This window comes from Paraburkholderia sp. PREW-6R, from assembly GCF_039621805.1.
GTDB lineage: Bacteria > Pseudomonadota > Gammaproteobacteria > Burkholderiales > Burkholderiaceae > Paraburkholderia.
In genome coordinates, this window is sequence record NZ_CP155074.1 from 2,073,122 (window position 1) to 2,093,203 (window position 20,082).

Sequence of the window (20,082 nt, forward strand, 5' to 3'; positions counted from 1 at the left end):
AGCGGGATGAAGCCGCCCGGCATCGAGCGGCTGTGGGGCCGCGCGACAGAGATGCTCGCGCGGGCACCCGTCATGGATGCTTTACATCGCTTTCTTGAACGGCGCGCCCGAATGCTCGCGCAATTCATTGAACACGATCTTCGGCCAGGCCTTCTGCGCGACTTCGATTTCCGACACATGCGAAGCGAGATACGTCGGCGCGTCCGATGCGTCGAGTGCAATCCGCGCCGCGTAGGAATCGGTGAAGCGGCGCAATTCCGCCGGATCGTCGCTTGTGACCCAGCGCGACATGCGGTAACGCGCCGGCGCCATCCGCACATCGACCTTGTATTCCGTCGACAGGCGGTGCGCCACCACTTCGAACTGCAGTTGCCCGACCGCGCCGAGAATCATCAGGCCGCCCACTTCGGGACGGAACACCTGAATCGCGCCTTCCTCGCCGAGTTGCTTGAGCGCCTCGCCAAGCTGTTTGGCGCGCATCGGGTCGACCACTTCCACCGTCTGGAAAATTTCCGGCGCAAAGAATGGCAGGCCGACGAACTGCAACTGCTCGCCTTCGGTCAACGTATCGCCGAGACTCAGCGTGCCGTGGTTCGGAATACCGATGATGTCGCCCGGATACGCCTCGCTCACCGTCTCGCGGCGCTGCGACAGGAACGTCACCACATTGTTGGCGCGAAACGTTTTGTTCGAGCGCGTCACCTTGACGGCCATGCCGCGCTCGAAACGCCCTGAACATACGCGAATGAACGCCACGCGGTCGCGGTGCGCGAGGTCCATGTTCGCCTGCACCTTGAATACGACGCCAGTGAACTTGGGTTCGTCCGGCATGACCGGACGCTGCACGGTCATGCGCATGGAAGGCGGCGGCGCGAGATCGACGAGCGCGTCGAGAATTTCCTTCACGCCGAAGTTGTTGATTGCCGAGCCGAACAGCACCGGCGACTGGTCGCCCGCCAAAAACTTTTCGCGATCGAAATCGGGCGTCGCGCCGGTGATCAGGTCGATCTCTTCTTTCGCCTTGACCCACGCATGGCCGAAGCGGCGCTCGCCTTCCTCGTCGCTCAAAGCCTGCAGCGTTTCCACTTCGCCGCCCGCCTTTTCTTGCCCGGCACGGAACAGGCGAACCTGATCGCGTTGAATGTCGTAGACGCCCTGGAAATCCTTGCCCATGCCGATCGGCCAGGTGAACGGCACGGCGGCGACGCCCAGATGCTGCTCGATTTCATCGAGCAGTTCGAGCGGCTCGCGCACTTCTCGGTCGAGCTTGTTGATGAACGTGACGATCGGCGTCTTGCGGCTACGACACACTTCGAGCAGTTTCAGCGTCTGCGCTTCAACGCCGTTCGCGCCATCGATGACCATCACGGCCGCGTCGACCGCAGTCAGCACGCGGTAAGTGTCTTCAGAGAAGTCTTCGTGGCCCGGCGTGTCGAGCAGATTGATGACGGCGTCGCCGTACTCGAACTGCATCACCGAACTGGCTACCGAAATGCCCCGCTGCTTTTCGATCTCCATCCAGTCGGACGTCGCGTAGCGGTTGCTCTTGCGGCCCTTCACGGTGCCGGCGATCTGGATCGCGCCCGAGAACAGCAGCAGCTTCTCTGTGAGCGTGGTCTTACCCGCGTCCGGGTGGGAAATGACCGCGAACGTGCGGCGGCGTTTAAGTTCGGAGACTGACATCGGGTCTGGCGGTCACGGATAGGGGTTCAGGCGGTTCCGGGCGACTTGCGGCGGCCGGTGTGCCGCGTCTGGCGCGGCGGCGTCGAGCTGCGGGCGTGGGCCGCAACCCACATCACATGGCCACTTCGCCGCGTCGGAATCAGGTCACGAACAAGCGTTCGACCATACGGGAATCGCCGGCGCAGAACAGCGCAGGGAACGAATGATACACGTCATAGGCCGCGGCGTAGGGAAAAGGCGGGTGGTGCGGCGCTTCGGCCGTAGGCGGCAAGGCGCGCCGGCTGTCTGCGTGGGAAATCGAAGAGTCGCTGCATTAGATGAGATGCGGAGGTCGGATTTCTGCATTCGGCGTACGCAAAGGTGAGCGTTTTCGGGACCTGATGTCACGGCGCTGGAATCGCAGCTAACGGTGAACCTGCAGGCTTCGGCTTCCGCACCAAAAACCTTGGACCAACCGGGAAACAAAACACTTGGCACGAAAACGGAATGACCTTGCGGCGCGCAGCGCAAATGTTTCGGATCGCCTGGGAACGCCCGTCCGCAAAGGCCGATGCGGGTTTTCGGCTTGTCGCCTTAAGCAACGCCCGCACTCGAAAAATTGATAGAACACGGTGCAGCAGATGGCAACACCTGGCTCACCGAACCAAAGCACGTCATTGGCAAACGCCTGGCGGGTGATACGAATCACCGGGCTCATTCATCCAAAGGTGAGCGTTTTCGGGACCACACCAACGGTGCGGCAAATTCTCCGCCCGGCATCACTTCAAACAAGCGGCGCATTCGGTCCGAACGTGCCGACAGCGGCGTTATCTCAGGTTTTGATCAGAAAGCGTTCGCGATCCTTGCCGGCGAGCCACGCTGGCGAGCGCCCACGTCCGCTCCATGTCTGGCCGGTTGTCGGATCGCGGTACCTCGCGACCGACGTGGCCTTGCGGCCGGCAACCGGTTTGCCTGTGAAACCGAGTTCTTCGGCGGTCAGATCGTACTCGGCGATCTTCTGTTTGATCTCCGCGATGGCCTGCGCGACTTCCTGCTCGCGCGCCGCAGCGACTTCCTGATGGAGCTTCTCGAGTTGAGCCGTCAATTGCTTGTAAGAGGCTGCCATGGCGATGCTCCGGTCGATTTGACAGACTGCAGTGCGGACACTATCAGACGAATAATGCGTCGGATAGGAAAACGCGAAGCGGACGGTGCGCGCGGCTACAACCAAGGGAACCGTGCGCGCAGGCATTGGTGCGTGCGCGCGCGGCAGGCCGCCGCTTTTCGGCAGGCACCACGGGCCGGCGCTTCGAACGCACGACAAGCCCCTTCTGTCAGCAGGAGGGCGTCGGCGCGTTTACAGCGCTGTTACTGAACGCGATCGAGATCAGCGTGTCGCGCTCCAGCGGCAGTTGGGCATCCTCGTCGCGGGGACGAAGCGGCTCGAATGGCTCAGCGCCCCGCGCTCATACGAGCACGACGACGTCGCCATGCCGTTGCACGGACGGTCAGCTTTTTTCTCGTTGTTCCAATGCCGAAAGGGCAGCGTTCAGACGTTTAACCCGGCTGGCCTGGGCCGGAACTCGCACGGCGCCCGACACCGACTCGATGCGATTACGCCAATAAGATAACGGGATACGATCTTCAGCAGAGATATGCGAAATGACGTGCTCAAGATGTTGAATATCTTTTTCCAGCTGATGGTGATTCATTGCTTTTTCTTCCCCGGATTACTTTTATAGAAACATTTTTGAGAGCAAGCGTACAGCACAAACCATGCCGCGCGCCAGAAAATAATCAACCAAGGAAAATGTTTCTCGTCGATCAATAAATCAAGCGAGGTAATCAGCAAAATATGCCTGAGACGCGCTTTCCCAAGTCCGCAGAACCAGAATACTGCTGACCCACTTCGCGTTCCGTTGGCTTCCGCACCGAATTCGCAGAATGGTGAACCGAATGTGTTTTTTACAAAATAACCCAGTAACGAATAATCCAACCACCGGTTTAAATTTATTATGCAGTGCGGTCGAACAGGTAAGCCTTTCTCCAGAAAGTGGCAAAGCGTTTCCGCATGCAGACATTTATACCGGCAAACGGAGAAACCGGGTTATTTGCTTATTTGTATGCCGCTAGTCGGTAAATCGTGGAGTGGACGACAATGGCACGCCGCAGAAACAGGCGGCGCGGAAGAGGTCAGATCGGCGCGTGCGCGAGAGGCACGCAAGCTCGATCTGGAAGAAAAGGCGGCTGCAGTGTTATTTGGCGCGGCAGGCGTAGAGCAGATTGAGCGTCCCGTTTTCGCTCGACTGACTCACGACGTCGAACGCGCCATTACAGGCCGCACTGGCCTGCTGCACGCATGAGTCCGATCCCACCGGGCACTGAACAAGCGTGGTTGGGCGTCCATCCGACAGGAACAGCGGCGGGCTGCTGCTGCAGGCGCTCAGCGCGGCAAAGCTGCCGACTGCCAGCGCGGCGAGAGCGAGCCGCATAGGTAACACCAATGTGCGCTTAGGCGCCGCTTCGCGCATGCGTGTGCGCAACGTTTGCCGCGCGCTTTCGGTACGTTCCATGTGTGCCATTTGATACCCCGATCACGACTCGTTCTTCGATCGCCCGATTGTGCCACGCGGCAATTGCGCTGAGTCATCCCGGCATGGTCCGACTTCATCAATCTTCGATACGACGGGTGGCAGTCATCTTGCAGCGCGTAGCGCAGCCCAGCTCACGGTTCGCAAACCAACGCCCGCGTGGACAAGGTTCCACCTCGTCGACGCCGCACCAGCCCAATGACGTTCCATTCTGAAGACGTTTGGGTACAATCTGCTGCACTGCGCCATGCCGAATGCCGGCCACTGGGCCATCGACCATGACAGCGCGCGCGGCACAAGCCTGCACTGACTGCCGCGCCGCCGCGCGTTGAATGGCGTACACGTAAAACAACCAAGTTTTGGAGACTCAATGTCCTTTGTCATCGTCCTCGCCGCCCTGGCGTTTCTGATGTTTGCCGCCTATCGCGGCTACAGCGTGATCCTCTTTGCGCCAATCGCCGCGCTCGCTGCCGTGCTGCTGACCGATCCGGCCGCCGTCGCGCCGGTCTTCACCGGCATCTTCATGGACAAGATGGTCGGCTTCGTCAAGCTGTACTTCCCCGTGTTTCTGCTGGGCGCCGTATTCGGCAAGGTGATCGAACTGTCCGGTTTCTCGGAGTCGATCGTGGCCGCCGCGATCCGCTACATTGGTCGCTCACGCGCCAATGCGGTAATCGTCGCAGTGTGCGCGCTGCTCACCTACGGCGGCGTGTCGCTGTTCGTGGTGGTGTTCGCGGTCTATCCGTTTGCCGCGGAACTGTATCGCCAGAGCAATATTCCGAAACGGTTGATGCCAGGCGCAATCGCACTCGGCGCGTTCTCGTTCACGATGGATTCACTGCCCGGCACACCGCAAATCCAGAACATCATCCCGACTACCTTCTTCAAGACGACGTCGTGGGCCGCGCCGGCGCTCGGTGTCATCGGCTCGCTGTTCATCATCGTGGTCGGTCTTACGTATCTGGAGTGGCGCCGCCGCCAGGCCATGGCAACCGGCGAAGGCTACGGCACGGAGCTGGTCAACGAGCCGGAGCGCGTTGAGTCGAAACAATTGCCGCATCCGCTGCTGGCCGTCGCGCCGCTCGTTCTGGTTGGCGTGGCCAACTTCCTGCTGACGCGCTGGATTCCGAACTGGTACGGCGCGTCGTACACCATCGCGCCGGACATCCTGCCGGGCATTCATGCACCGGTCACGACGACGATTAAAAGCGTGGTCGCTATCTGGGCCGTGGAAGGCGCGCTGCTGCTCGGCATCGTGCTGGTTATCGTGACGGCGTTTGGCCGCGTGAGCGAGCGTTTTGCGATCGGCACGAAGGCGGCCGTCGCGGGTGCGCTGCTGGCCTCGCTGAACACTGCGTCGGAATACGGTTTTGGCGGCGTGATTGCCGCATTGCCGGGCTTCCTCGTGGTCGGCAACGCGCTCAAAAGCATTCCGAATCCGCTCGTCAATGCCGCAGTGTCGGTCAGTTCACTCGCAGGCATCACCGGTTCCGCATCCGGCGGCATGAGCATCGCGCTCGCGGCCATGTCGGATACGTTCATCAAGGGCGCGGAGGCCGCGCATATTCCGATGGAGGTGCTGCACCGTGTCGTCGCGATGGCGAGCGGCGGCATGGACACATTGCCGCACAACGGCGCGGTCATCACGCTGCTGGCGGTCACCGGCCTGACGCACCGTCAGTCGTATCGCGACATTTTCGCGGTGACGGTTATCAAAACGCTGGCGGTGTTCTTCGTGATCGGCGTGTATTACGCGACCGGGCTGGTTTGAGTCGCAGTTGAGGGTACTCCTTGCCGGGTTGCCAATGCCCACTTGCGCTAGACTCCTTCGAGCAACGGCAAGGAGACTTCAATGATACGCAAGACACTCAATGCCTCGCGGCTTCAGCAGGAAGTTGACCGGCGAATCCATCGATTGCAGGCCATCGTCGGGGACGGCGTCAAGATTCGTGTGCCTCGGCCTCAGTTGCAAGACCCGGATAAGAGCGGCTGTAACTGGACCATGACGCACTTCGGCAACGCGCTCGGCTTTGACCGTGACATCGAGGGCGTGCTGAAGTCCGTACGCGCTGAATATAACCTGAGTACGGAAGTCAAACAGTCCGGCAATCCGTTCGATGACTAACCGCGAATGACATCGGTTCGCTATCTGTCTTTACGCGTGCGACACGGGCGTCCGCTTACGCTCGACATTGCGATTGGCTGAGAAATGGACCTATGGATTCAACCTTGTGCGCGATGTGCCGAACTCGCCGGAATGTCAGCGACCAAGCCCCCACATCAAGACCTGGCGCTCGACGGGCGAGGCGTCACGCCGGATCCGCGAGCACAGGAGCATTACACGTGTGGCAGATGTCGCGCCGCGTTCGCACGCATACGGTCAGGGCCGTCCAATCGGCAAATCTGGATGCTTCTGAATGCAGGTCAGCACTAGCGCACTGCAAACCAAGCGGCGCCGCCAAGACATTCAATGAATGTCGCGCACTCCGCTTCCAGCGGCGCATCGCCGCGGTCCGCGGCCAGGCGTGGCCCGCTGAACACTCACTGGCTCAGAGGAGAAAACAGTGCATCTGAAAGACGGGTCCGCCTGGCTGCTGTGCATGGCCGCGCTTGCGTCGACCGCTGCGCAGGCAAGCGACATTCAATGCTCGACCACGCAGCAACCGGCAGAGCGTGTGATCTGCGACCATGCCATTCTGAACAACGAATACGACGACATTTTCGCGCAGCAACAGACGCTGTTAAGCGCCGGAAAGGTGTCGCCCCAGCAGATCGCCCTGTGGCGGCAATCGCGGAACGTTTGCACCGACGTCCACTGCATCGACACACTATTCGCGCAATGGAAAGCCACCGCTAAAGCGATTCAGACCAGTGCTGCGACGGCACAGGCTCCCGCTCTGGTCCCGCCAACCGCTTTGGCGCCGGTCGGACCGACGTCTGACGCCTACCCTGGCGATTCCACTGCCAATGCGCTTGCTGCTTCTGAAGCAACGCCCATCTCCGAAGCGTCTTTGGTGCGTCAAGGCAGTGCGGCAGGCGTTGCGCTTCCGCAACCCGTCGCGAGTCAAGCCTCTTCGCCCGGCGCTGCTTCCGCTGCGACCGGCGCGAGCGAATCTCATGCAGGCACGGCAGGATTCAACAGTGTTGTCGCGCCTGTCGTGCTCATCGCTATAGCGCTCGGCGCGTTTTTGTATCGCCGCAGCAGAAGATCATGACGCAGTGGCGAAAAACGTAGCGTCTCTTAAAAGTATGCGCTGACAACGTTTTCACTCACGGACTCCTCGCAAATCAGATCGTGGCGCCACGTGTAGTCAAAACGGTTGAATCCAACGCCGAGCGTTTTATTCGTCGCCCGGTTCCGGTGCGCCGCCAGCACCGCCGCGCTCAAATGCGGGCCCGCGCCGAAGCCGGATGGGCCCGTGGTCGATCTGCGCGGGTGGTACTGCCGCATCGCCTTGCGTAATGCGGATCACGTGCGCCCGCGCGAGCCGTGCCGCCACGGTGCGCACGGCGGGCATCAGCGCTCGCCAGCATGCCTCGTCCGACGACAGCGCGCGTGCTACGTCCGATGGACAGATCGACGCCTGGGCCCGTCGCGCCGACAGCAATGCCAGCAGCTTCTGCTCGATATCGCGCTCGTCATGATTCATGTGCCCGACCTGCTTGCTGTGTCCTCACGCGGCGCCCACGCGAACATGCCGCGCCGCCGCGCAATTTGATGAGTTAGCCTAGCGCCTCGTTCCTCGACATGGAAACCGCGTCCATCGCCATGAGTTCAAAACCCGCTTTCTGGATGATCCCGACCGCGCCGACACCGGTCGGCCCGTTTTCCCATGCCACCGAAGCCGAAGGCTGGGTCTTTCTCACCGGCCAGATGCCGACCTCGCCGAGCGACGATACCGCGCCGCTCCCCGAAGGCGTGGTCGCCCAGACCCGACGCGTCATGGACAACCTTGTGCTGGTCTTGCAGGGATTGGGCCTGGATTTGCAGCACGTGGTCTCGGCCCGCATTTTTCTGACTGAGTTCAAGCGCGACTATGCGCCGATGAACGACATTTACCGCGCCTACTTTCCTGCCGACGCGCTGCCCGCGCGCACGTGCATCGGCGTCACGGCGCTCGCGCGCGACGCGCTCGTGGAGATCGACTTCATCGCGCGACGGCCGGGGTGAGCAAACCGCCGCTGAACACCCGCGTCGATCCAGATTCGAAGGCGCTCGAAACAGCGGTGGCGCCCCAGCCGCGTGCGCCATCACCCGACATTGATCTGATAGATCGGCGTTACTCCCACCTCGACAGTGCACTATTGGCGCAGCACGATACACGTGTCAGTGCCCAGGTGTTTGCGTAGGGCCGGCTGACCCGAGTAACAACGGCGTTTAGCGGCCCGTCCCATTCCGGACGGGCTATTTTTTTGGGCGCAAGCGTCGGCTGCCTTACCCTTTGAAGAAGTGTGCTCCGGTCTCGCGCGAGGCCGAACGCTCACGCCAACGGGCAGTCCGAATGTCATCACTTGTCCCTGGAGACCGGCTTGACACTTTCGCAGCGTTCCGGCGCCGATCCGCTGACGTCGCACTTCACGGCGATGGCGCGCAATAACGCGTGGTCGAACCTGCGTCTCTACCGCGCGTGCCTGACGCTGAGCGATGACGACTTCGCCGCGCGCAGAGTCAGCTTCTTTCCGTCGCTTCAACTCACGCTCAACCATATCCTGCTGGTAGACCGCTACTACTTCGACGCGCTGACCGCGGGCGGCGCAGGTCTCACCATTTTCGACAATGAACTGCCCTATCCCCGCGCAGCGGATCTGTGGGATGCACAGGCGCGGAGCGACGAGCAACTGCTCGCCTTCTGTGCATCGCTGACCGGCGCGGATTTACAACGCGAGGCGCGGATCGATCGCGGTCCGTCGGTTGGGGTCCAGCGGGAGACGGTCGGTTGCGTGCTGCCGCATGTATTCGTCCACCAGATTCATCACCGCGGGCAGGCTCACGCGATGTTGAGCGGCACACCGGCCGCGCCGCCGCAGCTGGACGAATTTTTCCTCGACGCCGACGCCCCGCTGCGCGCCGCCGAACTGCGCTCGCTCGACAGCCGGCGGCCGACGCGTTAGCGCGTGATCGGGCTTGCGTGTCGCCCGGCGCTTAACCCCGATGCGCGTCACCAGCATGACAGCGGGCGAGAACGCTTGCGCCGGCTTGGGGCATGAAAAATGCATCTCTGGTTTGCCGGAGTCGCGTTAAACTGGTTGAGAAAGCAGACACCGCGGCGGGCGACGCCCGCGCGTCGTACGAGGCGCGGCGCGAGTAAGGCAGGCAGGCGCGGGTGAACCGCCGGGAAAAGCGAAGCGTCAGCTTGGCGCGACAGACGGCGCACCCTCCTGCCCGTACAATGGTTCGATCAACAACGGATTAAGGACAACTTCGATGCGCACTACCGGGTCCTCCGGGTCAATGGCCCTGCTCACCGAATACGACGACGCAACGTCGCGCGAACTTCGCTCGCTGCGCCTCGAATCGACAGAAGACGGCAAAGGCATTCTTTTGATCGAAGTCGATGAACGCAAGCCTGGTATACACCGCGAAGTGCGCTATGAAATCACGCCGGCTGAATTGATTGCCGCGATTCGCGCGCACGGCGCCGAGTTGCCGGGCGAGCAGCATAATCATCGTCAATAGAGCGGGCCGCATGGCATAGCGCTTCGGCGTTTATGCCACGCGCAGCTCCAATCTGCTTCACGTTGCGTCACGCGTTGCTTTCTATATGGTATGAAAATCGTGGCCGGATCAGCCGATCCGGCCACCATAGCGAAACCGGGTCGCGCATGTTCTCCGCGCCCGCTGGTGCAATACAGCGCGTCACCGCTTTCGCCTGATTTTCCTGGGCTGGCACTCAGCGCCTTTGATCAACTTTTCGCACGTAGTCATCGTGCGCCTGGCACCCGAATAATGGATACGACTTCACGGCGTTTGCACGTCGCGAAAATGCGTCCATAATCCTTGCATTCTCCTGCGCTTTTCCCTACTGCGCCGCGCCCGAAAGGGCGGCGGATGTAAGCCAATGCTACATGATCTTGTCGAGCAATATGGGCCGGCGCTCGTGTTCGCCAATGTGCTGGCCGCCTCGCTCGGGCTTCCGGTTCCGGCATTGCCGTCGCTGGTGCTGTTCGGCGCAATGGCGGCCATGCATCCGGGGTCGGTGGGCACCCAGTTGGCGCCGGTGCTGATCCTGTCGATATTCGCCACGCTGATCGGCGATAGCGCATGGTATCTGGCCGGACGCATTTACGGCGGGAACACGTTGAAAGCGATTTGCCGCCTGTCGCTCTCGCGTGACACCTGTGTCAAGAAGACCGAACGCTTTTTTGGGCGCTGGGGTGTGCGGGTGCTCGCCGTGGCAAAGTTCGTCCCGGGGCTGTCGATTGTGTCGATTCCGATGGCAGGCGCAATGGGCACGCGTTATCGCACGTTCCTCACGTACGACGGCATCGGCGCGGCACTCTGGTCCGGCACCGGCCTGATCGTCGGCGCGCTGTTTGCGCAGCAGATCGACATGATGTTCGCCATCGCCGGCCGGCTTGGCCGCACGGCTGGCCTCGTGGTCGTCGGGCTGCTGCTGGTGTATGCGGCTTACCGCTGGTATCGCCGTCGGCAGCTGATTTCGAAACTCGCGTCCGCGCGTATCGAAGTCGACGAACTCGCCGCGCTCGTCGCCGCCGGCAAGACGCCGGTTCTTTTCGACATCCGCTCGCAGGAAAAGCGCAAGCTCGATCCGTGGGTGATTCCCGGCTCGCAATTCGCCGATGAGCGGCAACTCGACGAGATCGTGGCAACCTATCCGCACGATCAGAAGTTAGTGATCTACTGTTCATGCCCGAATGAGATTTCCGCGGCGTGGATGGCCAAGCAACTGAACGAAGCCGGCTTCGCCGATGTGCTCCCCTTGCGCGGCGGCATGGAAGCCTGGCGCGACTCGGGCAAGCCGGTGGACGCGCTGCCCGAGATGCCGCCGCCAGTCGTCGCGGTCGAGGACGCCGCGCCGAAGGCCATATAGCGCAGCGGCGCATCCTGACGCGCGCCTCGCGCGCCGCGCCGCTTCGCGTGCCATTCGATCAGTCTCGATCAATCAATGAACACCGAAGGAGCGGTTCGATGCTTTCGACTCAAGAACCTGAAGCACCCGAAACCCAGCAGCAGGAGGTCGTGGCCGACGCGCCGTTCTCGTCGCTCGCCACGCGTATGCATCAGATGTTCCCCACGCTCACGTGCGCGGAGATTGATCGTCTGCGCCCTTTTGGCGAAGTGGGCCACTGGGACGCAGGCGAGCTACTGTTTGAAACCGGTTACACCGGACCCGGCATGTTCGTCATTCTCGAAGGACGCGTGAAGGTTTATCAGCGCGACGGCATCGGCCGTGAAGTGATGATTGGCGAACACGGCGTGGGGAAATTCCTGGCCGAAGTCGGGCAACTGTCGGGGCGCCCGGCGCTGGTCAACGGAATGGCGCTCGACGCGGTGGATGCACTGCTGATCCCGCCGGAACGTCTGCGTGCATTGATCGTCGCCGAGGCCGAACTCGGTGAGCGGATCATGCGCGCGCTGATTCTGCGGCGCGTATCGCTGATCGAAAAAGGTGCGGGCGGCCCGATCCTGATCGGCAATAGCAGCGATTCGCGGCTCGTGATGCTACAAGGGTTCCTGTCGCGCAACAGCCATCCGCATTCCGTGATCGACGAACGCGACGAAGACGCGCTGCGTCTGATCGAGCAGTTCGCGGCGCAAAAAGAAGACATGCCCCTCGTCATCTGCCCGGACGGCACGGTGCTGCGTCACCCGAGCATGCCCGAACTGGCTACGTGCCTCGGCCTGCTGCCCGACCTCAACGACTCGCATGTGTACGACGTGGCGATCGTCGGCGCGGGCCCGGCAGGCCTGGCCACCGCGGTGTATGCGGCGTCGGAGGGTCTTTCGGTCATCGTGCTGGATAGCCGGGCGCCTGGCGGCCAGGCGGGCGCCAGTTCGCGGATCGAAAACTATCTTGGCTTTCCGACCGGCATCTCCGGCCAGGCATTGGCGGGCCGTGCGTTCGTGCAGGCGCAGAAGTTCGGCGCTCACGTCGCAATTCCGGTCAACGTGAAACGGCTGCACTGCGATACGTCGCCGCATCGGCTGGAACTGAAGTGCGGCGGCCACATTTCGGCACGTGCAATCGTGATTGCGAGCGGTGCGGTGTACCGGCGCCCCGCGCTGGAAGGGCTCGATCGTTTCGACGGTCGCGGCGTCTACTACTGGGCGTCGCCGGTCGAAGCCAAACTGTGCAAGCGCCAGGAGATCGTGCTGGTGGGCGGCGGCAATTCGGCCGGCCAGGCCATCGTCTATCTGGCGACACATGCCGCCAAGGTGCACGTGCTGATCCGCCGCAGCGGCTTCGAGGCGACCATGTCGCGCTATCTGATCGATCGTATCCGCTCGCTGCCGAATGTATGCGTGCATCCGAATTCGGAAATCGGCCGGCTGGAAGCGGACGAAAGCGGGCTGTCGTCGGTCGGGCTGAAGGAGCCGTTGCCCGACGGCACCGATCATTTCGACACGCGGCATCTGTTCCTCTTCACCGGCGCGGATCCGAACACCGACTGGCTGCGTACCTGTGGCGTCGAACTCGACGAGAAGGGTTTCGTGCTGACCGGCACCCGCGCCGACGGCATTTCCGCCTGCGATCTCGCGACCACGGTGGAGGGCGTGTACGCGATCGGCGACGCGCGCGCCGGCTCGACAAAACGCGTGGCCGCCGCGGTTGGCGAAGGAGCGGCCGTCGTCGCGCAGATTCACCAGCTGCTGGCCGTTTCGGCGGGCGAAGCCGTCGCTCTGGGCGCGTGAGCAGGTGCGCACGTGCGATTGAATGCGGCGGCGCCGCCTCTGACGGCCGCCGCCGGGTAATCCTTCGTTACAGACGCCTTCAACTCGTTGCACCTGTGCTGCTTTCTGTCTCGTAAGATCGTCGTCAGCCATTCGACAGCGAATGGCCTGCTCTTACAGGAGACACGCATGCTCAAACGCGCGATCGTTTTCGCCGCCTTCGGCCTGGCCGCCGCCAGCGTTTCCAACGTTGCGCTAGCGCGGGTGAATGTCGGCGTATATGTCGGCACGCCTGGCCCGGTCTACGCCGCGCCGCCCGTTTATGCGCCGCCGCCCGTCGTCTACGCGCCGCAACCGGGATACGGTTACCGCGACGATGGCTACCGCGGCCGCCGCTGGCACCACGATCATTGGCGTCATCGTGGCTGGGAACGTCACCACGGCAGGGGGTGGTAACGCAACACGCCAACAGGCTCCCGGAGCCCGCGCTGTTCGAGCGCGTCAGTCACGCTACCGTAGCGTCCGCTAATTCCGGCAGCCCTTGGCCTTTCATGGCCGCGCCCGTCACAGTCACTTCACACAGGAAGCCGTGACCGACGCTCACGTGAAGACGCTAGCACGCTGCGCAGCACGCACGGTGCACCTGGCCACGCAAAGCCCGCTGACGCCGCCTCGTCGCTAAGCCGTGAATGCCGACGTGCTCGACGCGATTCGCCGCATCGCGCAACTGTAGGTCGACACCATTCACGTAGTCGCGCGCAGCCCGTACCTGGTGCTGTTCAGACGGATTGGCGCGCATCCACAACAATGGCTGGACGAGCATCTCGCGCGAGGCGGAGTGGCTTGACGCGCTGAACGTGAACTACGACGCGCGAGCGTAAAGGCGCGACGGCGGTAAGCGCTCCTGCTCCGTCGACGCCAACGACGCTCAGTGGAACGCCACGCACCCCAGCGACAACGAAAAGATACCCAGCACGATCGATCCGCCGCGTTGCGCTTTGGCGGGATTCGCGCGGCTCCCGTCAGAACGCGTCCCGACACTGGAATGGACACGAGGTAGCCGCTGAGTCCGACGGCGATCAGCGGCAGGAAGCGCCGCACGTCCTGGCGCAAACCGGCCGCAGCAGGCGGCGTTTGGGTAGGCCCCGGCGAGATCAGAACGACGACGATGCCGCCAGAGAGCAAGCCGGCAACGGACGCGGACAGCATGAAAAAAGCGCAGTACTGGAAACGGTGCGCGTTGTAACACAGCGCGTGAACCGAGAAATTCCGCCGACGCTAGTGGTCCAGTTTCGCCCGCAACTCGCGTGCGGCTTCGAGCAGTCCCTGATAGCCCGAACGGGCATGCTCGGGCAGATCAGGATCACCGACAAACGCGCCGAGCGTTTCGATCAGGCTGTACAGAATGCCTTTGGCGGCACCGGATGCAATACCGCCCGACGACACCTGCTGATCGACGTGAGTCAGCGCCGCGTCGAGATGCTCGAGGTCGGGCCGGTCGCCCGTGGAAGGCTTAGGCGTTACGTCTTGCGTCATAAGAAACCTGCTCCGTTTGATGCAAATTGAAGCGCGCGGGTGCGCGTGGATGCGTGGGGTGCGTCGCGGCTCGATGGACGGTGACCCAGCCAGCCTTTCACGTTGTTATATACCGATCGGGCGGTGTCGTCTATTCGTGATCGGCTTGGCGGTGACCGGTGTCAGCACTTTATCCCCGCCCGCAATCCACGGGCTCGATCCCTTCGTCTGCATCACGCCTTACCATGACCACTTACCAGTAGGCGGGTATCAGGCAAAGCGGCAGGCGCGGCGTCGTTGCAACGCCACCGCAAAATCATCGCAACGCAAGAGCCAACACCCGCGCCACGTGGATCGCTTCCACACCCGCCCCATCATGAATCTGATGCCGGCAACTCGTGCCATCGGCGACCATGATCGTATTGCCGTCGATCTTGCGTACCGCCGGCAAGAGCGACAACTCCGCCATGGCCTGCGAAGTCGCATAGTGCTCGGCCTCATAACCGAAGCTGCCAGCCATCCCGCAGCACGACGACTCGACAACAGATACCTTCAACTCCGGAATCCACTTGAGCACGGTTTGCACGGGCGTGAACGCATCGAACGCTTTCTGATGACAATGCCCGTGGACGAGCGCCTGCTGCTTGCTCAAGGGTTTGAGCGTGAGTTGCAAACGGCCGGCCTCACGCTCGCGCACCAGGAATTCCTCGAAAAGAAAGGCCTGCGTGGAAAGCCGCTGCGCTTCATCCCCAAAGCCATATTGCAGGAATTCGTCGCGTAACGAGAGCAGACAGGAAGGCTCCAGCCCAACGATCGGCACGCCGCGATCCACGAACGGTCGGAACAGGTCGAGCATGCGCCGCGCTTCCCGTTTCGCTTCATCGACGAGGCCGGCGGCGAGAAACGTGCGCCCGCAGCATACGGGCCGCTCGCCCCGCCGTGCATTCAAATGCACCGTGTAACCCGCTGCTTCGAGCACCTGCTGCGCGGCGCGCGCGTTGTCCGGTTCCATGTTGTTGTTGAACGTGTCGACAAACAACATCACCTCTTTCAGCGCGTTGCCCGAAGCCGGCTTCGTCTGCGCCGGCGCGTCGGAGAGAAACGACTTGCGAAATCGCGGCAATGTGCGCTCCGGCGCGAAACCCACGGCACGTTTGAACCACGCCGATACCACGGGGACGTTGTCAGCCAGCGCCATCAATCCCGGCATGCGGCTCGCGGTTGCCGCATAACGCGGCATGAAGGCCACCAGTCTGTCACGCAGACGCAGGCCATGCTGCTTCGCGCGTGCCGCTCGTGCTTCGATCTTGAACTTCGCCATATCGACGCCGGTCGGACAATCCCGCTTGCAGCCTTTGCATGACACACAGAGATCGAGCGTCTCCTTGACGTCGTCGCTGGCGAGTCCGGCCTCGCCGAGCTGTCCGGTTATCGCAAGCCGCAGCGTATTCGCCCGTCCTCGTGTGAGGTGCTGTTCGTCCTTTGTCACGCGATAACTCGGACACATCGTGCCAGCGTCGAACTTGCGGCAATGGCCGTTGTTATTGCACATCTCGACGGCCTTCGCGAGACCGCCCGACAGATCGCTGCCGCTTCCCGGCAACGTCTCGACGCCCGTCAACGGATCGCGCTCCACATTCCATGCCGACCAGTCGAGCGCCGTGTCGATCTTGCGCTCCTGATAACCGGGAGCGAAACGGAAGTTGCGCGCGTCGTCCATTTTTGGCGGACGCACGATCTTGTCGGGATTGAAGCGGTTCTCCGGATCGAACAGCGCCTTGATCTCGCTAAACGCCTGGTTCAGGCGCGGCCCGTACTGCCATGCCACCCACTCGCCGCGACACAAACCGTCGCCATGCTCGCCGGAATAGGCGCCTTTGTAGTCGCGCACCAACGCGGCGGCTTCTTCCGCAATGGCGCGCATCTTTTTCGCGCCGTCGCGCCGCATGTCGAGAATCGGCCGCACGTGCAGCGTGCCGACGCTTGCGTGCGCATACCACGTGCCTTCCGTGCCGTGACGATGAAACACCTCGGTCAGACGGCTCGTGTATTCGGCGAGATGTTCGAGCGGCACCGCACAGTCTTCGATAAAGGACACCGGCTTGCCGTCGCCCTTCATGCTCATCATGATGTTCAGGCCGGCTTTGCGGACTTCCCACAGCGCTTTCTGCGCGCCGGCGTCCGGCATTTCGACCACCGAGTCGGGCAAGCCGAGATCGGCCATCAATTCCGTGAGCTGCCTGAGCGACGCGAGTTGCGCATCACGGCTTTCGCCCGCGAACTCGACAAGCAGAATGGCTTCGGGCCTGCCGACGAGCGCCTTTTCGATCACCGGCCGGAATGCAGGATTGCTGATCGCCAGATCGATCATGGTCCGGTCGACCAGCTCCACCGCCACCGGTTTCAGCTTGACGATGTGCTGCGTAAGTTCCATCGCCTGCCAGAAAGTCGGAAAGTTGACCACGCCCAGCGTCTTATGCGCGGGCAGCGGCGCGAGCCTGAGCGTCAATTGCCGGCTGAACGCGAGCGTGCCCTCCGAGCCGACAAGCAGATGCGCGAGATTCGCCACGCCGTCATCGGTATAGGCGCGCGGGCTCCGACAATCGAACACGTCAATGTTGTAGCCCGCCACGCGACGCAATACCTTGGGCACGCGCGCCGCGATTTCGTCGCGCTCGCGTAACGCGATCTGCTTTACGCCTTCGACTAGCTGCTGCAGACGCGCGCCTTGCGGTGCGTCGCGCAATGAAGCGAAGCGCGCTTCGTTGCCATCGGCGAGAATCGCGTCGATCGCCTCGACGTTATGGACCATGTTGCCGTATTCGATCGAACGCGAGCCGCACGAATTGTTGCCCGCCATTCCGCCGATCGTGCACTGCGCCGCCGTTGAGACGTCCACGGGAAACCAGAGGCCGTGAGGTTTGAGCCACGCATTCAGATGATCCAGCACGACGCCGGGCTCCACCGTCACCGTGCGCGCGTCGGCATCGAAATCGACGATGTTGTTCAACCATTTGCTCGTGTCGATCACCAGCGCGTCGCCGACCGTCTGTCCGCACTGGCTCGTTCCCGCGCCGCGCGCGAGCAGCGGCACCTTCTCGCTGCGCGCGATGTCCAGCGCAATGCGCAGATCGTCCTGATCGCGCGGCACGACTACGCCGATCGGTGTGATCTGATAGATCGATGCATCGGTCGCATACCGGCCGCGGCTTGCCACATCGAACAGCACGTCGCCGCGCAGCGATTTGCGCAGATGCTGTGCCAGCGGGCTCGTCAGGCGCGCGGCGGACGGCACCAGATGGATCGGTTTGACGAGCAAAGTGGAAGTGGGGTTCGTCATATCGTCGGCCTGTCGAAAACGGCTAGTACAGCGTCAAGCTGACCGGCGCGAGCCCTTCTATGCGGCCGCTCGCCGTGCCCGCCTTGCGTGGGAAAAACATGCCGGTGTACGAACCGGTGGTAATGACCATGTCCGGCGTCACCGTCACGCCTCGCGACGTCGCGTGATTGACGAGCCACGTCAACAGGCGGCGCGGATCGCCGGCCGGATTGGCCGGCGCGGACTCAACCACGTCGTGACCGTCGAAACTGAAGTGCAGCGACGGCGCCTCGAACGGAAAGTCATCGCGATAGGGCGAAAATTCGCCCACGATCAGCGCGCCGTGGTTTTGCAGATCGGCGAGCTGCGCGAGCTTGTCGACGTCGGGCCAGTGAGCGTAACGGCTCGCGACAATTTCGATGGTCGCGCCGACCGAGCCGATGCTCGCAACAACGGTCGCGTCATCGTACGGCGCGGTGGACGGCTCGAAAAGGCGGTTGAAGCGAAACGCGATCTCCAGTTCGAGCCCGAGCGGCGCAAAGGCCGAGCGCGGCAGGCGCGCGCCGTCCGCATGCAGATCGACGTGCGGCAGCGGCGCACCCTGAATCGGGCCGCTCGCGGCTTTGGCGCCGATCTTCCAGCCGCCGATGCGCGCGTCGCCTTGCTGCAGGATTTCGTGCTGGATTGCGTAAGCCGCGTCGGCGGTGGCGGGTATCTGTTCCGGCGCCAACGCATTCAGCGTCGTGTGATCGCGGCGTGCGTCGGCGAGAAGCTGGCTTAAAGTGGAGGTCATGGAACCGGCAGTCTGTAGAGGGAGAAAAGTGCGTCGCCAACCGCTCACACGCCGAGGCTCGGGGAAACCGGCGCTTTGTCCGCATTCCCAAGTGCGAACTTGCTCTCCGGCTGCATGCGGAATGCGAGCACCACCCCTATCGCCATCAACAGCATGCTGCCGACGAACGGCAGTTCCCAGCTTCCGAAGTAATCGATCAGGAAGCCGCCCATCACGGGCGAGATGATCGCGGCGAGCGCAGAACCCGTGTTCATCATCCCGCTCGCGGTGCCCGAGTATTCCGGCGCGATATCCATTGGAATCGCCCACATCGGGCCGATCGTCATTTCGGCGAAGAAGAAGCCGGACGCGAGACACGCCATCGACAGATACAGGCTGTGCGTGAACATCAGCGGAATCAGTGAAACCAGGCAGAAGAACATGCAGACCGACACCATCCAGCTACGCGCACGCTTGAGGCTGCCCGTGCGCGTAAAAATCCAGTCTGTGACGATGCCGCCGAGCGTGTCGCCGATCACGCCGGCAAAGAACACCACCGACGCGAAGATCGCCGACTTCTGCAATTGCAGGTGGTAGCTGTGCAGGAAATACTGCGGGATCCAGCTGAGAAAGAGCCACAGCGTCCAGCCATAGCAGAAGTACACGATCGTCACCGGCCACATGCGGCGAAACAGTTTGCCCCACGGCACACCGGCCGCCTTCGGCTTGGGCGCGGGCAGGATGTCGAGTTCCTCCGTCGTGATGCGCGGATGGTCCTTCGGATGTTCGGTGAAGGTCAGCGCCCATACCACTACCCATAGCAAGCTGAAAACGCCGCAAATGTAGAACGATTCGCGCCAACCCCACGTCGCCATGACCAGCACGATCAGCGCGGGCGCGACCGCATTGCCGATGCGCGACGCCGCGTGCGTGATCCCCTGTGCAAAGCCGCGCTTTTCCTTCGCGACCCAACGCGCCATCGCGGACGTCGCCGCAGGAAACGTGGCGCCTTCACCGAAACCAAGGAGCACGCGCGCCGCCAGCAGTGACACGAGGCCGCCGGCGAAACCGGTCAGCAGCGTTGCGATGCCCCACACCGCGCCGCAAAACAGCAGCGTGCGTTTCGCGCCGAAGCGGTCGCTGACCCAGCCGCCGATAATCTGGAAGATCAGGTACGGATAGGCGAACGCCGAAAAAACCAGTCCGACTTCCGTATGCGACAGATGAAATTCCTTGCCGAACCCGGCGGCCGCCGTACTGACATTGACGCGGTCGAGATAGGTGATGAAGTACATGATGCAAAGCATCAATAGAACGATACTGCTCGCACTGGTCACACGAAACCGCTTCATCGTCTCTCTCCATTGCA

Annotated in this window: 18 protein-coding genes and 1 pseudogene; 10 read left to right on the forward strand and 9 right to left on the reverse strand. The window is 62.4% G+C overall.

Annotated features, from left to right (window positions below):
• Positions 1–81: 81 nt before the first annotated feature.
• From AAGS40_RS24450 to AAGS40_RS24465, 4 genes are all read right to left on the reverse strand, one after another.
• Positions 82–1,683 carry a peptide chain release factor 3 gene (locus tag AAGS40_RS24450; protein WP_345815591.1) on the reverse strand — a complete coding sequence of 534 codons (1,602 nt, stop codon included), beginning with the start codon at positions 1,681–1,683 and terminating at the stop codon, positions 82–84.
• An 811-nt stretch (positions 1,684–2,494) separates the two neighbouring features.
• Positions 2,495–2,788: an H-NS histone family protein gene (locus AAGS40_RS24455; protein WP_345815592.1), complete on the reverse strand. Its 294-nt coding sequence runs from the start codon at positions 2,786–2,788 to the stop codon at positions 2,495–2,497.
• Positions 2,789–3,170: 382 nt separating this feature from the next.
• A complete protein-coding gene (locus tag AAGS40_RS24460) occupies positions 3,171–3,374 on the reverse strand; it encodes a hypothetical protein (protein WP_345815593.1) in 204 nt (67 codons plus the stop codon).
• Between the two features lie 543 nt (positions 3,375–3,917).
• The gene (locus AAGS40_RS24465) at positions 3,918–4,154 is read right to left on the reverse strand and encodes a hypothetical protein (RefSeq protein ID WP_345816563.1); all 237 of its coding nucleotides are present in this window, start codon (positions 4,152–4,154) and stop codon (positions 3,918–3,920) included.
• Between the two features lie 469 nt (positions 4,155–4,623).
• On the opposite strand from AAGS40_RS24465, the gene AAGS40_RS24470 reads away from it, so the two are divergent.
• From AAGS40_RS24470 to AAGS40_RS24480, 3 genes are all read left to right on the forward strand, one after another.
• A complete protein-coding gene (locus AAGS40_RS24470; protein ID WP_345815594.1) occupies positions 4,624–6,024 on the forward strand; it encodes a GntP family permease in 1,401 nt (466 codons plus the stop codon).
• A gap of 81 nt (positions 6,025–6,105) precedes the next feature.
• Positions 6,106–6,378 carry a hypothetical protein gene (locus tag AAGS40_RS24475; protein ID WP_345815595.1) on the forward strand — a complete coding sequence of 91 codons (273 nt, stop codon included), beginning with the start codon at positions 6,106–6,108 and terminating at the stop codon, positions 6,376–6,378.
• 439 nt (positions 6,379–6,817) lie between these two features.
• A complete protein-coding gene (locus tag AAGS40_RS24480; RefSeq protein WP_345815596.1) occupies positions 6,818–7,468 on the forward strand; it encodes a hypothetical protein in 651 nt (216 codons plus the stop codon).
• Positions 7,469–7,594: 126 nt separating this feature from the next.
• Here the strand turns inward: AAGS40_RS24480 and AAGS40_RS24485 are convergent, their stop codons facing one another.
• On the reverse strand, positions 7,595–7,903 hold the full coding sequence (locus AAGS40_RS24485) for a DUF3253 domain-containing protein (protein ID WP_345815597.1): 309 nt from the start codon (positions 7,901–7,903) through the stop codon (positions 7,595–7,597).
• A gap of 119 nt (positions 7,904–8,022) precedes the next feature.
• Here AAGS40_RS24485 and AAGS40_RS24490 point away from each other — a divergent pair, with 119 nt between their 5' ends.
• The 7 genes and pseudogenes from AAGS40_RS24490 to AAGS40_RS24520 all read left to right on the forward strand — a co-directional run.
• A complete protein-coding gene (locus AAGS40_RS24490; protein ID WP_345816565.1) occupies positions 8,023–8,424 on the forward strand; it encodes a RidA family protein in 402 nt (133 codons plus the stop codon).
• A 413-nt stretch (positions 8,425–8,837) separates the two neighbouring features.
• The gene (locus AAGS40_RS24495; protein ID WP_345816566.1) at positions 8,838–9,365 is read left to right on the forward strand and encodes a DinB family protein; all 528 of its coding nucleotides are present in this window, start codon (positions 8,838–8,840) and stop codon (positions 9,363–9,365) included.
• Between the two features lie 313 nt (positions 9,366–9,678).
• Positions 9,679–9,930, forward strand: a complete 252-nt coding sequence (locus AAGS40_RS24500; RefSeq protein ID WP_144112933.1) for a hypothetical protein — start codon at positions 9,679–9,681, stop codon at positions 9,928–9,930.
• 382 nt (positions 9,931–10,312) lie between these two features.
• Positions 10,313–11,305, forward strand: a complete 993-nt coding sequence (locus AAGS40_RS24505; RefSeq protein ID WP_345815598.1) for a DedA family protein/thiosulfate sulfurtransferase GlpE — start codon at positions 10,313–10,315, stop codon at positions 11,303–11,305.
• A gap of 98 nt (positions 11,306–11,403) precedes the next feature.
• Positions 11,404–13,128 carry an FAD-dependent oxidoreductase gene (locus tag AAGS40_RS24510; RefSeq protein ID WP_345815599.1) on the forward strand — a complete coding sequence of 575 codons (1,725 nt, stop codon included), beginning with the start codon at positions 11,404–11,406 and terminating at the stop codon, positions 13,126–13,128.
• Positions 13,129–13,296: 168 nt separating this feature from the next.
• The gene (locus AAGS40_RS24515; protein WP_345815600.1) at positions 13,297–13,563 is read left to right on the forward strand and encodes a hypothetical protein; all 267 of its coding nucleotides are present in this window, start codon (positions 13,297–13,299) and stop codon (positions 13,561–13,563) included.
• Between the two features lie 148 nt (positions 13,564–13,711).
• Positions 13,712–13,936 (forward strand): annotated as a pseudogene (locus AAGS40_RS24520) (hypothetical protein); the annotation flags it as partial.
• 449 nt (positions 13,937–14,385) lie between these two features.
• Here the strand turns inward: AAGS40_RS24520 and AAGS40_RS24525 are convergent.
• From AAGS40_RS24525 to AAGS40_RS24540, 4 genes are all read right to left on the reverse strand, one after another.
• Positions 14,386–14,643 (reverse strand): hypothetical protein, encoded by a 258-nt coding sequence (locus AAGS40_RS24525; RefSeq protein WP_345815601.1) that lies wholly within the window; start codon positions 14,641–14,643, stop codon positions 14,386–14,388.
• A 295-nt stretch (positions 14,644–14,938) separates the two neighbouring features.
• Positions 14,939–17,962 carry an FAD-linked oxidase C-terminal domain-containing protein gene (locus tag AAGS40_RS24530; RefSeq protein WP_345815602.1) on the reverse strand — a complete coding sequence of 1,008 codons (3,024 nt, stop codon included), beginning with the start codon at positions 17,960–17,962 and terminating at the stop codon, positions 14,939–14,941.
• A gap of 22 nt (positions 17,963–17,984) precedes the next feature.
• A complete protein-coding gene (locus AAGS40_RS24535; protein WP_345815603.1) occupies positions 17,985–18,734 on the reverse strand; it encodes a 2-keto-4-pentenoate hydratase in 750 nt (249 codons plus the stop codon).
• Between the two features lie 44 nt (positions 18,735–18,778).
• Positions 18,779–20,065: an MFS transporter gene (locus AAGS40_RS24540; RefSeq protein WP_345815604.1), complete on the reverse strand. Its 1,287-nt coding sequence runs from the start codon at positions 20,063–20,065 to the stop codon at positions 18,779–18,781.
• Between the last annotated feature and the right edge of the window lie 17 nt (positions 20,066–20,082).